The sequence below is a fragment of the Stenotrophomonas sp. CFBP 13725 genome (genome assembly GCF_014841935.1).
GTDB lineage: Bacteria > Pseudomonadota > Gammaproteobacteria > Xanthomonadales > Xanthomonadaceae > Stenotrophomonas.
Window position 1 is genome coordinate 478,199 of record NZ_JACYUV010000002.1, and the last position, 12,486, is coordinate 490,684.

15 protein-coding genes and 1 other RNA gene are annotated in these 12,486 nt (G+C 63.4%); 8 read left to right on the forward strand and 8 right to left on the reverse strand.

What is annotated here, in order from left to right:
• Positions 1–151 precede the first annotated feature (151 nt).
• Entirely contained in the window at positions 152–1,060 is a 909-nt protein-coding gene (locus tag IFT65_RS05335; protein ID WP_192080640.1) for a sel1 repeat family protein, read from the reverse strand.
• 32 nt (positions 1,061–1,092) lie between these two features.
• Between IFT65_RS05335 and IFT65_RS05340 the strand changes: the two genes are divergently transcribed.
• Positions 1,093–1,308: a hypothetical protein gene (locus IFT65_RS05340; protein WP_192080642.1), complete on the forward strand. Its 216-nt coding sequence runs from the start codon at positions 1,093–1,095 to the stop codon at positions 1,306–1,308.
• A 55-nt stretch (positions 1,309–1,363) separates the two neighbouring features.
• On the opposite strand, the gene IFT65_RS05345 is transcribed toward IFT65_RS05340, so the two are convergent.
• A complete protein-coding gene (locus IFT65_RS05345) occupies positions 1,364–1,537 on the reverse strand; it encodes a hypothetical protein (protein WP_249405042.1) in 174 nt (57 codons plus the stop codon).
• Positions 1,538–1,633: 96 nt separating this feature from the next.
• Positions 1,634–2,401, reverse strand: coding sequence for a hypothetical protein (locus tag IFT65_RS05350; protein WP_206756812.1), 768 nt, complete (start codon positions 2,399–2,401; stop codon positions 1,634–1,636).
• 1,012 nt (positions 2,402–3,413) lie between these two features.
• Here IFT65_RS05350 and IFT65_RS05355 point away from each other — a divergent pair.
• The gene (locus IFT65_RS05355) at positions 3,414–3,635 is read left to right on the forward strand and encodes a hypothetical protein (protein WP_192080645.1); all 222 of its coding nucleotides are present in this window, start codon (positions 3,414–3,416) and stop codon (positions 3,633–3,635) included.
• Here IFT65_RS05355 and IFT65_RS05360 read toward each other — a convergent pair.
• Together IFT65_RS05360 and ssrA are read right to left on the reverse strand one after the other, a co-directional pair.
• On the reverse strand, positions 3,623–4,837 hold the full coding sequence (locus IFT65_RS05360; protein ID WP_192080646.1) for an integrase arm-type DNA-binding domain-containing protein: 1,215 nt from the start codon (positions 4,835–4,837) through the stop codon (positions 3,623–3,625). The genes IFT65_RS05355 and IFT65_RS05360 overlap by 13 nt on opposite strands.
• A 162-nt stretch (positions 4,838–4,999) precedes the next feature.
• Positions 5,000–5,395: a transfer-messenger RNA gene (gene ssrA / locus IFT65_RS05365) on the reverse strand.
• A 219-nt stretch (positions 5,396–5,614) separates the two neighbouring features.
• Here ssrA and IFT65_RS05370 point away from each other — a divergent pair.
• A complete protein-coding gene (locus IFT65_RS05370; RefSeq protein WP_192080647.1) occupies positions 5,615–6,181 on the forward strand; it encodes a hypothetical protein in 567 nt (188 codons plus the stop codon).
• 144 nt (positions 6,182–6,325) lie between these two features.
• Here the strand turns inward: IFT65_RS05370 and smpB are convergent, their stop codons facing one another.
• The gene (smpB, locus tag IFT65_RS05375) at positions 6,326–6,829 is read right to left on the reverse strand and encodes an SsrA-binding protein SmpB (protein WP_188324326.1); all 504 of its coding nucleotides are present in this window, start codon (positions 6,827–6,829) and stop codon (positions 6,326–6,328) included.
• A 59-nt stretch (positions 6,830–6,888) separates the two neighbouring features.
• Here smpB and IFT65_RS05380 point away from each other — a divergent pair, with 59 nt between their 5' ends.
• Together IFT65_RS05380 and IFT65_RS05385 are read left to right on the forward strand one after the other, a co-directional pair.
• Positions 6,889–7,317: a type II toxin-antitoxin system RatA family toxin gene (locus IFT65_RS05380; protein WP_192080648.1), complete on the forward strand. Its 429-nt coding sequence runs from the start codon at positions 6,889–6,891 to the stop codon at positions 7,315–7,317.
• A 4-nt stretch (positions 7,318–7,321) separates the two neighbouring features.
• The gene (locus IFT65_RS05385; RefSeq protein ID WP_192080649.1) at positions 7,322–7,585 is read left to right on the forward strand and encodes an RnfH family protein; all 264 of its coding nucleotides are present in this window, start codon (positions 7,322–7,324) and stop codon (positions 7,583–7,585) included.
• Positions 7,586–7,656: 71 nt separating this feature from the next.
• Here IFT65_RS05385 and bamE read toward each other — a convergent pair whose 3' ends face one another.
• On the reverse strand, positions 7,657–8,049 hold the full coding sequence (gene bamE, locus IFT65_RS05390; RefSeq protein WP_188324323.1) for an outer membrane protein assembly factor BamE: 393 nt from the start codon (positions 8,047–8,049) through the stop codon (positions 7,657–7,659).
• A gap of 103 nt (positions 8,050–8,152) precedes the next feature.
• Between bamE and fur the strand changes: the two genes are divergently transcribed.
• Positions 8,153–8,557 (forward strand): ferric iron uptake transcriptional regulator, encoded by a 405-nt coding sequence (fur, locus tag IFT65_RS05395; protein WP_188324322.1) that lies wholly within the window; start codon positions 8,153–8,155, stop codon positions 8,555–8,557.
• Positions 8,558–8,862: 305 nt separating this feature from the next.
• On the opposite strand, the gene recN is transcribed toward fur, so the two are convergent.
• Positions 8,863–10,524 (reverse strand): DNA repair protein RecN, encoded by a 1,662-nt coding sequence (gene recN, locus IFT65_RS05400; RefSeq protein ID WP_192080650.1) that lies wholly within the window; start codon positions 10,522–10,524, stop codon positions 8,863–8,865.
• A 115-nt stretch (positions 10,525–10,639) separates the two neighbouring features.
• On the opposite strand from recN, the gene hrcA reads away from it, so the two are divergent.
• Together hrcA and grpE are read left to right on the forward strand one after the other, a co-directional pair.
• On the forward strand, positions 10,640–11,704 hold the full coding sequence (gene hrcA, locus IFT65_RS05405; RefSeq protein WP_188324320.1) for a heat-inducible transcriptional repressor HrcA: 1,065 nt from the start codon (positions 10,640–10,642) through the stop codon (positions 11,702–11,704).
• Positions 11,705–11,767: 63 nt separating this feature from the next.
• Entirely contained in the window at positions 11,768–12,277 is a 510-nt protein-coding gene (gene grpE, locus IFT65_RS05410) for a nucleotide exchange factor GrpE (RefSeq protein ID WP_188324319.1), read from the forward strand.
• The last annotated feature ends 209 nt before the right edge of the window (positions 12,278–12,486 follow it).

The window sequence follows — 12,486 nt, forward strand, 5'->3', positions numbered from 1 at the left end:
TGCGGATCGAGACATGCGGCGGGATGCAGCTGCTTGGTCGATTCGACCCACCAGGTCGACGTCCACCAGCATCCAGAATCCGCCCGTGTACTCATCGCTTTGACTATAACGTTCCAGCGACGATGTGACGGCAGGACCTGCTGATTCGCCCTCATATTTTGCTGCTCTTTGCCAGAGTAGCGGCCAGTTGATTGGCCTTCCTTAGTTCAGCTGGAGTCATGGACTGCGCCATGAGGTCCAACATCCGCTCGTTTCCACCGATGGGGTTCCGCTGTCCCGCAGCTTTCTTGTAGGCATAGGCACGGACCAAATCTTTCGGTGTAATGATGCCGCGTTGATACGCCGTTCCGAGAGTGAAAAGCCCGTCCGGGTTGCCGGTGTCAGCTACACTTTTGATGTAGCGATAGGAATCTTCATTGAACTGTTCAACTTCTTCTGCCGATACTGCTTGTTCCTGCTGATCTCCAACAATGAGGTCCAGATAGTTGTAGTAGGCCAGTCGCGCGTAGGTGTCGCCCCCTTCCGCTGCTTCTTTCAGCCATCGGGCCGTTTCCTTTTGCGCATCACCTGGAACTCCCTCACATTGTTCAAGCTTCTCTTCGGTGAACGTAAGAGCGCTCAATTGCTGATCTGCCAGGAACTGCTCTCGCGTTTTTCCGCTTGCTTTGAGAATTTCCGGCGAGACCTGGCTGTTGGAGTAATCAAGAGACCTGTCTGGTTTCATTGCAACGCGACACTCATTGAGTACCAAGAAGAGTTGTCGTTTTGCTTCCAGATCTCCAGCTTCCGCTCTATTGCGAAGCGACGGATACAGTTCTTTCACGGCGACATCTGGCAAGCGCTGTGCAGATTGGAGGTCGGTATCAATCGCTGTCGGTTTTTGCGTGACACTTTGAATTTCTGCCGTCGCCGCGTGCGCTGGATTCGCCGGTGCACCGCTAGCCGGCTGAGCATCATCATTTTTCTCTGAGCATGAGGTGAGCATGCAGGCGATGAGTGCGAACTTCGACAGGCGCAAGCACTGGTAGAGAATGGTGTGCTTTGGGGTTGAATGGGGCATCGGGTTCTCCAAACGCTATAGCCTGAAATTCAGTGTCCTGGTCAAATGCGGTTCTAGTTGTGATGGTTTTGACAGCGTTACGCGGACTAGGTGGCCAATACACCATCACCGATCCATTCACCGGCGAAGAGTCGGTGGAGCCGGGCTGGAAGCTGATGGCGCTGATCAAAGCGGCGACCGAGCGGGTTTGGGATGCCGAGACTGCCCTTCCTCCTGTGGGGGATAGTGACCAGGATGCGCCGGCGTGATCCGAGAATGGATATCCGGCGGGTACTGGTGGGACTGGAACTCCGCGAACCTGCCTTAGCCGACCAGCTGCAACAGCTCCGGGACGTTGTTGCGCGGCGAGTTCACGGCCCGGCTAACCCGGTATGCCTCCATCGCAGGGGGCTCGCTGGCCAGCAGTATCGCCATGGCGTCGTCGGGCTCGGCCGCCAGCCACTCATCGAACTGCCCATGTTTCAGCCAGACAAGCATGTCACCCTGGTGCCGTCGGGCATGGGCGAGCAGCGGTACTGCAGATAGGGCCGGCCATGAAAGCCGGCCCCTTGTTCAAACTACTGAACTCCTAGGTCAACTCTTTATTCCTTGAGCGATCTGCAGCAGCAGCGCTTGGCCCTGCTCTATTCGATTACCTTCGTCGGTGTAAAGCGTCAAGGTGAAGGATCGCTGGGGTGTCACCCAGCGTAGTTCCGCCTGCCCTTTACCATCATCAGAACGAGATGCGGACGCGCGTGCTGGCGTTCCGTTTACATTTTCGTTGAGAGTTTCACGGAACAGCGTTATCACTCTCCCTGAAGCAATGTAATCATTCTCTTCAAGGATGATTACACCGACCTTCGGGACTCTGTAAGAGCGTGTTACTCCTGTCCATTTACCTCCCTTGATGCTTCCGGTTGGCTCTGTACTCAGGAGCTCGGCGGCGCCGATCGGAGTCCGGGAGATGTCAGCTGGCGCGTATCCAAGTAGCTGTCTGAGTTCAGCGTCACTTCGCCGTGTATCAGCTAGGCGCCCAAGTACTTCGTCGGTTGATGGAATGGCGCTAGACGCAGCCTTCAAAGTACCCTTGCTTTGATTCGCTATCCCCCGCGCGACGCTGTCTTTAGCAGAGGCAGGGGCGTCCCATTCCGCAAGTGGAATGATGATCAGCTGGCCTTCTCTCGTTGCCGAACCACGCGCCATTTGAAAGTTGTTTTCCTCGTAACTTTTAAGCGCACGTTCTTTAAGCCAGTCCAGTGTCTCTTGATTTGCCGGCGCTTCTGGAGGCGTCGTATGTTGAGCGCAAACCAGGGTCGGCGTGAAAACGGAAATAAAAGTAAGAAAAACTATCCTTGATTTCATATCGATCACCACTCCGTAATATTACAATCAGTCGCGCTCGTGGCCTCCTGGCCGGATTCCACTATTTGGCCATTAGGGTCGACCACGAGCCAATAGTGGGTGCCATCCACCCGCAGCGTGCCTGGGTCTTCGATATCGCCAGCGTATTACCGCCACTTTCCATAGCCGACATCAACAAGACTATGGAGAGGAATTGTGTTCCCAAGCTGAGTGTGTGTGCTCGTGAGAGAGCCGTTGAACGGGCGCAACTGCGGCCTGTCATACGTGATGGACTCATTGACAATGCCGATTACGCAGTTGGCCCTGCTGATTGCTTTAACTTCAGCAAACGCGGGTGTCGAAAAAAGAGTGTCAGTGAGATGAGGTAGGGTAGCGGCTTCGCTTTGTTCCTTTTCATTTCGCTCCTTATCGGCGATATCCTTCGCCGGAACTTGTCTACCACTCGTTGACTCTTGGGTGCTACCTTGATATCTGCAAAGTAGGAGGCGAGTCACAAAACTCCCGGGCGTCTTTGATTGTTTCGAAAGAAGCTGTTCAGACCGTTGCGCGGCATACATCAAGGGGCGCACGAAAGGCACACGACCCGCGCAATCCCTTGTGCCGTAACGGGATTGGATTCCAATGAACGGTATCCTCAGCCGCCGTTATCATCTCGGCCTGCCGCACCGGTGATCTGCTCCGTCATCACGGCCAAGGTCTGCTGGAGGGCAACGTGGGGTAGAGCAGGGGGCGATCCTGCATCTCGGCTTGTTGGTCTGCCACTTCCGGTAACACGTGGGCCCGCAGGTCGGCCAAGCAGGCCGGATCGTGGTGCCGCGCGATCAGGGCATGCACCCCGTACTCCAGCGCCCTGATGTATCCGCGCGAGGCTCGAGCTCGCAGGTAGTAAGGCGTTCGAGGATCTCGTCTGTGGTCTGGGTCATGCGGCATCTCGAAGAGGTGGCGCCAATCCTACAGCGTCGGTCAGCGGCTGTTGCCGTCGTATCAGGCCCTGCGACGCGGCGGCGCCACCATGGCTGCCATGACCAAAACGAATGCGGGCAAGGCGCGCTGGGCGCGCGGCAAGGCTGCCGGTCTATGGCAGCAGGCCACCGAGCTGGACCGTGACCGGACCGGAAGCTGGGATGACAGGGCAGGGCGCCGGCGCGCTGCCGACCGCCTTCGCACTGAGGCCGCGCGGTTCGAATCGATCGCGCGCCGCCTCGATCCCTCCCTCGACGATCAAGCCGCCTGACCGGGCCGCATCGGCACGACGTTGCGTATACGCAGCCGGTCCAGATAGTCCGCCCATTCCTGCATCATCCGCGTCCGCTCCACCAGGTGCGTGGTGGGGTTGTAGGCCCTGCCGTTGGGGTCCTTCACCGCGTGCGCAAGCTGGTGCTCGATGATGTCCGGACGGAAGCCCAGCACCTCATCAAGCAGCGTGCGCGCGGTGGCGCGGAAGCCGTGGCCGGTGACCGTGTCCTTGTCGAACCCCATCACGCGCAGCGCGGCCAGCACCGCGGCCTCGGACATCGGGCGTGCGTCGGTTCGGCCGCCGGCGAACACATAAGTGCCGTGCCCGGTCACGTCCTTCAGCTCTCTCAGGACCTCCAGCGCTTGCCGTGCCAGTGGCACGATGTGCGCCTGCCGCATCTTCATTCGGCCCGCCGGTATGCTCCACAGCCCGGCATCAAGGTCCATCTCCCCCCATTCCGCTTGACGCAGCTCTCCCGGCCTGACGAACAGCATCGGTGCGAGCTTCAGCGCAGCCTGGACCACCGCTGTGCCGTGGTAGGCATGCAGGGCCCGCAGCAGGCCGCCCAGCTGCACCGGATCCACGATCGCGGCGTGGTTCTTCTCCGGGGCCGGCACGAGCGCACCGCGCAGGTCCGCCACAGGGTTGCGCTCGGCGCGGTCGGTGGCCACGGCGTACCGCATCACCTGGCCGCAGTTCTGCATCACCCGATGGGCTGACTCGAAGGCGTCGCGCGCCTCCATGCGCCTGGCCACCTGCAGGAAGTCCGATGCCTTGAGCTCCGACGCGCGCCGGCTGCCGATGAAGGGGAAGACGTCCTTCTCGAACCAGGCGGCGACCTTCTTCTGGTAGTTCGGCACCCACGGGCGGCTGGCCAGCCACTCCCGGGCGATGACCTCGAAGGCTTCGCCGTCGGCGGTGGTGCGCGCCGCAGTCGTGGCCTTGCGCTGCTCGCTGGGGTCCACGCCGCTGGCCAGGAGCCGGCGGGCGTCCTCACGGGCCTCGCGCGCCTTCGCCAGCGTCACGTCTGGATAGAGGCCGAGGGTCAGCAGCTTCTCTCTCCCGGCGACGCGGTACTCCCAGCGCCAGCTCTTGGCTCCGGCTACTGTGATGAAAAGGAACAGGCCGCCGCCGTCTGCCAGCTTCTGGGCCTTGGCAGCCGGCTTGGCGCGACGGATAGCAGCGTCGGCCAGATGCATGGGGGTATCGGGTTTTTAAGGGCGGTGGATACCCCTAGATATACCCCCAGCGTCTCATAGGCTGCAGCGGAACCAGCTGGACCGGCATAGACAACGAAAAAGCCGGGACCCCTTATTTGACGAGGGATCCCGGCTCTCTGTGGCCTACAAGAGACCAATCAATGGTGGAGGTGGGCGGAATTGAACCGCCGTCCGAAGGCACTCCATCCCCAGCTCTACATGCTTAGCTCACCGTTGGATTTCGTTCCGGAACAGCACGGTGTGCGAAGCACATCCCGGAACAAGCCTGCTGTGTTCTAGTGCTGGACTGACAGGCAGCCGCCCAGCTCGATTCCATGATAATGACTCTACGCTGCTAGCATGGACACAGGCAGTTTCGAGGCTTCACCTAAGGCGGCGAAGGATGACGCAGGTCAACCGTTAGGCTGCGACTGCGAAATCCGAAGCGTAGTTGTCGTCGTTGGCAACTAGAGTTTTGCAGCTGGATTTACGAGGAAAGCTACACCCTCGGCATGCGCCAAGCGACTTCACAACCCCCGTCGAAACCAATGCACCCCCGGTTTCAAACAAGTGCTTGCAAGTACTGGCCAGATTCCGGTGTTGCAGGAACAAGGCTGCCCAACGAGATCGATGCTACGCCAATCCGGCTGAACAGTCACGCAAAAGCGCGATTTCTGGTGGCAGGCCTTCATATCGAACTGTTAACGTCTTGCGGACCTCTTTGCGACACCATGGTGGTCACGCTGGGATCAACAAGCAGGAGACGTGTGGGTGGAGATGACGAACAAGCGCAGTCTTCGGCAGCTGGTTGGCCCTGTGGGCATTGGCTATCTGCGCCGTGCGGTGCCGCCGGGTTGGGTCTGGACGGTCCTGGCAGCGCTGGTGGCTGCGGCGTGTCTGATCGAACTGCCGGCGTCGGCCGCGATGGCGCTGTTGGCCAGTGCCGTCGTGGTGCATTGGCCGCGTCGAAAGCGTCCGTCGCTGGGCTACTGGCGGCTGCTGGGGTTGGTGCTGTTGGGGCTGTTGGCGTGGGCGCCGGAGCCTGATGTGCTGTCGCAATGGTTCGAGCACGGGCTGGCGATCGCGCTGCTGGCGCTGGCCGGGGTGAGTGCGCTGACCCATGTGCTGCAGGCACGCCGCTTGTCGCGCCGCCTGCAGCATGCCGCAGATGCGATGGACGATAACCGGCTGCTGGAGCTGCTGCCGGGCGATGCGGCGCGTCTGGCGCGCAGCTGGACGGCGGGCGACGACAGCCATGCCGATGAGCTGGCCGTGGTGATGCATCTTGCCGTGATGCATGCAGCGTTGGCGCCGCAGATGCAGGGTGGGGCGGTCAAGGCCTGACGGTGTACGAGCTGCGGTGAGGGTCCGCCGAGCGTGGCTCGGCGCTACCGGAGTACGACGTTGGTCCCCGGAGTATCACGTCGGTCACCGGAGTACGAAGTTGGTCCCCGGAGTACCACCTCGGTCACCTGAGTACGACGTCGGTCAGGCGTCGCGGTTGCCCCGACGCATGACGCGTGACTTTTCGATTGCCCATTCGCGGTCCTTGGCGGCATCGCGCTTGTCGTGGTCCTGCTTGCCCTTGGCCAGCGCCACTTCCAGCTTGATCTTGTTCTTGCTCCAGTACATCGCGGTGGGGACGATGGTGTAGCCGTCGCGCTCCACCTTGCCGACCAGCTTGTCGATCTCGCTCCGGTGCAGCAGCAGCTTGCGCTCTCGGCGGTCCACGGCCACGAAGTGGCTGGAGGCCTGGATCAGCGGGGTGATCTGCGCGCCGATCAGGAAGATCTCGCCCTGCTTCACGTACGCGTAGGCATCCACGATGTTGCCGCGGCCGGCACGGATGGATTTGACCTCCCAGCCCTGCAGCGCAAGGCCCGCCTCGAAGCGCTCCTCGATGTGGTACTCGTGCCGGGCACGCTTGTTCAACGCGATGGTCTTGTTGGCCGTCGCGTTCTTTGCTTTATCCTTGCCGTCGTTCTTGCTCATTCCCGTATTGTCTCCGATTCGGGCCCGCCCGGTCGATCACCTGCAGCCAAAACTCTGAAATGCCTACCATTCGTCGAAGCGCCCTGGTCGAACACTCCGCGGCGCGCATGTTTGATCTCGTCAACGATATCGCCGCCTACCCGCGCCGGTTCCGTTGGTGCTCGGCTGCGCAGATCCTGGAACAGGGCGATGATCGCCTCGTCGCGCGCCTGGACCTGGGGCTGGGCTCGTTCTCCACCTGGTTCATGACCGAGAACACGCTGGTACGCCCGCAGCGTATCGATATGCAGCTGCGCGATGGTCCGTTCAAGAGCTTGCACGGCCGGTGGGAGTTCCATTCACTGGCCGAAGATGCCTGCAAGGTCAGCCTGGAGCTGGAATTCGAGCCGAAATCCCGTTTGTTGGCGCCCGCGCTCGCTTTGGGTTTCCAGGGACTGGCCGACCGCATGGTCAACGACTTCGTGCGCGTGGCAGACGAGCAGGATTGATCCGATGATCCGCGTGGAAGTGGTACTGGCTTGGCCCGACCGCGTGCTGCATCGCGCGCTGGAACTGGCCGAAGACGCCACGGTGGCCGATGCGGTCGCGGCGGCTGCGTTGGAGGGCAGTGCGGAATGCCCCGCGGTCGCGGTGCACGGTGTGCTGGCTACGCCCGGGCAGATCCTGCAGGACGCTGACCGGGTGGAGCTGTTGCGGCCACTGCTGGCCGATCCCAAGGACAACCGTCGGCGGCGCGCGAAGGCGCAGCCGAAGTAGTCTTGCGGTGGGATGTCGGGATTGGCGGCCGGTCATGACGGCCAGCGGCCGTCACTACCGACCAGGCGGGATCAGCCGCCGCCCTTCTTCTTTTCCTTCGGCAGGTTGCGGCCGAACTGGCGGACGGTCTGCGTGGCCAGCTTGGAGTCCTGCGCGGGGAAGTAGTCGCCTTCCCAGCGGGTGACGGCATCGTTTTCGAAGTAGACGGTGAAGTTCTTCGTTTCCGTGCGGCCGACGCGGTCGATACGCTGGCTGGCGGCGTAGTCCCAGCGCTGGGCGTGGAACGGATCTTCAATGGACGGGGTGCCGAGCAGGGCGTTGACCTGCTGCTTGCTCTGCCCGACCTGCAGCTGGGACACGGCATCTTCCCGGATCAGGTTGCCCTGATAGATGGGTTGCTTATAGATGATGCCGCAGCCCGTGGTGGACAGGGCAACGGCGGCGACCAGCAGGAGATTGCGCATCGGGAATCGCGTTTGGGGAAATCGATCCGATGATACACTCCCGGCGTGCCACCGCGACCCAATCCGAGGCAGCTGGCGCTAAATCGCCAATGAACGGAGACCTATGGAAACCCACGACCTGCGTAAAGTCGGCCTGAAGGTGACCCATCCTCGGATGCGGATACTTGCACTGCTTGAGCGCACTGCCCAGCACCACATGACCGCCGAAGACATCTATCGCCAGCTGCTTGAGCACGGTGATGAAATCGGCTTGGCCACGGTGTACCGGGTGCTGACCCAGTTCGAGGCCGCTGGCCTGGTGCTGAAACACAATTTCGAAGGCGGCCAAGCCGTCTATGAGCTGGACCGCGGCGGCCATCACGACCACATGGTGGACGTGGACTCGGGCAACGTGATCGAGTTCGAAAGCGCGGAGATCGAAGAGCTTCAGCGCAAGATCGCGTCAGATCACGGCTACGAGCTCGAAGAGCACTCGCTGGTCCTGTACGTGCGCAAGAAGCGCCGCTGAGGCGTCCGCCGAGCACGGCTCGGCGCTACCGAAGCAGAATCCGAAACGCCCGGGATCCGTAGCGCCGACCCACGGTCGGCGAGCGCAGCGGGCCGTCGGCGGCGAGTCCGCCGAGCGTGAGCAGAATCCGTAGCGCCGACCCATGGTCGGCGAGCGCAGCGGGCCGTCGGCGGAGAGTCCACCGAGCGTGAACAGAATCCGTAGCGCCGACCCATGGTCGGCGAGCGCAGCGGGCCATTCGCGGTGAAATTCCGCCGAGCGTGGCTCGGCGCTACCGAAGCAGCGCCGTAGCGCGCGGCCAGGTGTCAGCCGGCCAGCAGCTTCCGCGCCGCGGCGCGGGCTTCTTTGCTGACTTCGACACCGCCCAGCATCCGCGCGAGTTCTTCTTCGCGGGCCTTGGTGTCCAGCTTTTCCACCGCGCTCTGGGTCATGCCGTCTACCGGCGCCTTGCTGACGCGATAGTGGGCGTGTCCCTTGGAGGCCACCTGCGGCAGATGCGTCACGCACAGCACCTGGCGCTTTTCGCCGAGGGCGCGCAGCTTCTGCCCCACGATATCGGCCACCGCGCCGCCGATACCTGAATCGACCTCGTCGAACACCATGGTCGGCACGGCATCCAGATCCAGCGCGGCCACTTCGATGGCCAGCGAGATCCGTGACAACTCACCGCCAGAGGCCACCTTGCGCAGCGGTCGCGGCGGCTGGCCAGCGTTGGCCGCCACCAGAAACTCCACCCGCTCGGCACCCTGCGGGTCCGGCTTGCCGGCGTCCTGCGGTTCCAGCTGGATCAGGAACTGGCCGCCGCCCATGCCCAGCTCGGCGATGAGCCCGGTCGTGGTGGTGGACAGCTCCGCGGCAGCGCGCTGACGGCCTGCGCTAAGCACAGCAGCCTGTTCGCGCCATGCGGCAGCCGCTTTTTCGATTTCACCGGCCAGCTTCTGCAGGCGCACGTCGGCCCCTTGCAGTTGCTCCACTTCGGCCTGCATGCGGTCGCGCTGCGGGCCGAGATCTTCCATCGGCACCCGGTGCTTGCGCGCCAGATCGTGCAGACGGCCCAAGCGGCGCTCGTTTTCTTCGAACTGCTCCGGATCGGCGTCCAGATCGTCGTGCACGCGGTCCAGCAGGGTCAGTGCTTCCTGCAACTGGATGCTGGCGCTGTCGATCAGTGCGTCCACGTCGCCCAGCCGGGCATCGTGTTCGATCAGGCGGCCGAGGTCACCACGCACCTGCGCCAGCAGGCCCAGCGCGGAAGCGTCTTCGTCACCGTTGATCCGCGTGGTGGCCGTGTCGCAGGCACTGAGCAGGGCGCTGGCGTGCGCCTGGCGGCGGTGGCTGGCACCGAGCGCGGTGATGGAATCGGGCTCCAGGTCCTCGCGTTCCATTTCCCGCAGCTGATGCTCCAGGAAGCCGATGCGGTCGCTGACATCGCCCTGCTGGGACAACGCGGCGGCCTCGTCCACCAGGGTCTGCCACGCGGCGGCGGCCACGCGCACGGCGCGGCGCTCTTCGGCGTTGCCGGCATAGGCATCCAACAGCGCAAGCTGCGAGGGCCGGGTCAGCAGGGCCTGTTGCTCGTGCTGCCCGTGGATTTCCACCAGCAGCGAGGCCAGGTCGGTCAGCTGGGACAGGGTGACCGGGCGGCCATTGATCCACGCACGCGAACCGCCATCGGCGCGGATCACCCGGCGCAGTTGGCAGTGTTCGTCGTCGTCCAGCTCGTTGTCGGCCAGCCAGCGCCGTGCGGCGGCCAGCTGTTCCAGCGCGAATTCGGCGGAAAGCTCCGCCCGCGCGGCACCGTGGCGCACCACGCCGCTGTCGGCGCGGAGGCCTGCCAGGAAGCCGAGGGCGTCCACCATCAGCGACTTGCCCGCGCCGGTTTCGCCCGATACCACCGTCATGCCGGGCCCGAACTCGAGTTCGGTGGCGCGTACGACGGCAAAATCCTTGATCGATAGATGTCTAAGCATGGTCCGTTGAGTCTCTCAAGCCGCGCAACGCTAGCACGGGCGACGGGGTGGTCCAATGACTTGCCAAGAGGGCATGTCGGCATTATCTAGTGTGTGAGTCTCACAGGCTGATCCGATGCCGTCGTCTTTCGACAACCTTGCTCCACGTTCACGCCATCTGCTGCGCACCCTGATCGCCCGCCACATCCAGGATGGCGAACCGGTCGGGTCGGCAACGCTTGCGCGCACGTCCGGGCTGGACGTCAGTGCGGCAACCATCCGCAACATCCTGGGCGACCTGGAAGAGCTGGGGCTGCTGAGTTCGCCGCACACGTCGGCCGGTCGCGTGCCCACGGCGCACGGCTATCGGGTATTCGTCGACAGCCTGGTACAGATGCATCCGCCGGGCGAACAGGACCTCAGCCGGCTGCGCAGCGAGTTGCCCAGCGGCGCCGGTACGCAGGCCCTGCTGGGCAGCGCATCGGAGCTGCTGTCGGCGATGAGTCACTTCGTCGGGGTGGTCAGCGCGCCCCGGCGAGGGCAGTTTGCCTTCCGCCAGATCGATTTCGTGGCGCTGGACGCACACCGGGTGCTGGCGATCGTGGTGTTCGCCGACAACGAGGTGCAGAACCGGGTGATCGAGGCCCGCCGGCCGTGGGAGCCGGGCGAGCTGGAGCAGGTGGCCAATTACCTCAATGCCCACTTTGCCGGGGTGCCGTTGGCGCAGATCCGCCGCCGCCTGCTGCACGAACTGCGCGACACCCGCAGCGAGATGGAGCAGTTGTTGGCGCACAGCATCGAGCTGGCCGAACAGGCGCTGGAGCCGCCGGCCGACGACATGCTGGTGGCCGGCCAGACCCGCCTGATGGGCGTGCAAGACCTGACCGACCTGGAGCGCCTGCGCGAATTGTTCGAGCTGTTCTCCAGCAAGCGCGAGATCCTGCAGCTGCTGGAGCGCACCATCCAGGCGCCGGGCGTGCGCATCTTCATCGGCGAAGAAACCGGGGTGGTGCCGCTGAAAGGCATGTCGCTGGTCACCGCACCGTACACCGCCGACGGGCAGGTGCTGGGTGTGCTGGGGGTGATCGGGCCCAAGCGGATGGCCTACGACCGCATGATTCCGCTGGTGCAGGCCACGGCTGAGGTGCTGGGGGCGGCCTTTTCTCCCGGATCGGTCAACTCCGTGCCACGCAGCGCTTGAAACGCAGTTTCCCGCCCACACTAGGTGGGATGGAGGCGGGGAGTGACCGCCAGGGAAACGCACATGAACCAAGATCAGCACGATATCGAATCCAACCCGGCCGCCGACGAGGCCGCTGCCGCCCACCACGACCAGCTGGAGCAGCTGCGCGGGGAGCTGGAGCAGGTCAAGGCCGATGCGCTGCGTGAGCGCGCCGACCTGGACAACCAGCGCAAGCGCGTGGCCCGTGACGTGGAACAGGCCCGCCGCTTTGCCAACGAAAAGCTGCTCGGCGAGCTGCTGCCCGTGTTCGACAGCCTGGATGCCGGCCTGAAGGCGGCGGGTGAAGAGGCCAGCCCGCTGCGCGATGGTCTGGAAATGACCTACAAGCAGCTGCTGAAGGTCGCCGCAGACAATGGCCTGGTGCTGTTGGACCCGACCGGCCAGCCGTTCAACCCGGAACACCATCAGGCCATCAGCCAGGTAGACGCCAACGGCGCCGCACCGGGCAGCGTGGTGCAGGTGTTCCAGAAGGGCTACCAGCTCAACGACCGCCTGCTGCGCCCCGCGCTGGTGGTGGTCGCGCGGGACTGATCGCAGCGGCAGGCGAGGGTAGAGCCGACGGTAGAGCCGACTTTAGTCGGCTTCGGTAGGAGCAGCCGACGGTAGAGCCGACTTTAGTCGGCTTCGTTAGGAGCAGCCGACTGAAGTCGGCTCTACCCGGCAAGGTCCAGCAGCCGGCAAGGGTCCAGCAGCCGGCAGGGTCCAGCAGCCGGCAAGGGCCAGTAGCCGGCAAGGGCCAG

Coding starts and splice junctions, on each gene's coding strand:
- IFT65_RS05350 (WP_206756812.1), bottom strand. CDS start 2,401: ATGAAATCAAGGATAGTTTTTCTTACTTTTATTTCCGTTTTCACGCCG.
- bamE (WP_188324323.1), bottom strand. CDS start 8,049: ATGCGCAATCTCCTGCTGGTCGCCGCCGTTGCCCTGTCCACCACGGGC.
- fur (WP_188324322.1), top strand. CDS start 8,153: ATGGAAACCCACGACCTGCGTAAAGTCGGCCTGAAGGTGACCCATCCT.
- IFT65_RS05385 (WP_192080649.1), top strand. CDS start 7,322: ATGATCCGCGTGGAAGTGGTACTGGCTTGGCCCGACCGCGTGCTGCAT.
- IFT65_RS05370 (WP_192080647.1), top strand. CDS start 5,615: ATGACGAACAAGCGCAGTCTTCGGCAGCTGGTTGGCCCTGTGGGCATT.
- IFT65_RS05360 (WP_192080646.1), bottom strand. CDS start 4,837: ATGCATCTGGCCGACGCTGCTATCCGTCGCGCCAAGCCGGCTGCCAAG.
- hrcA (WP_188324320.1), top strand. CDS start 10,640: ATGCCGTCGTCTTTCGACAACCTTGCTCCACGTTCACGCCATCTGCTG.
- IFT65_RS05380 (WP_192080648.1), top strand. CDS start 6,889: ATGCCTACCATTCGTCGAAGCGCCCTGGTCGAACACTCCGCGGCGCGC.
- grpE (WP_188324319.1), top strand. CDS start 11,768: ATGAACCAAGATCAGCACGATATCGAATCCAACCCGGCCGCCGACGAG.
- IFT65_RS05335 (WP_192080640.1), bottom strand. CDS start 1,060: ATGCCCCATTCAACCCCAAAGCACACCATTCTCTACCAGTGCTTGCGC.
- recN (WP_192080650.1), bottom strand. CDS start 10,524: ATGCTTAGACATCTATCGATCAAGGATTTTGCCGTCGTACGCGCCACC.
- IFT65_RS05355 (WP_192080645.1), top strand. CDS start 3,414: ATGGCTGCCATGACCAAAACGAATGCGGGCAAGGCGCGCTGGGCGCGC.
- IFT65_RS05345 (WP_249405042.1), bottom strand. CDS start 1,537: ATGCTTGTCTGGCTGAAACATGGGCAGTTCGATGAGTGGCTGGCGGCC.
- smpB (WP_188324326.1), bottom strand. CDS start 6,829: ATGAGCAAGAACGACGGCAAGGATAAAGCAAAGAACGCGACGGCCAAC.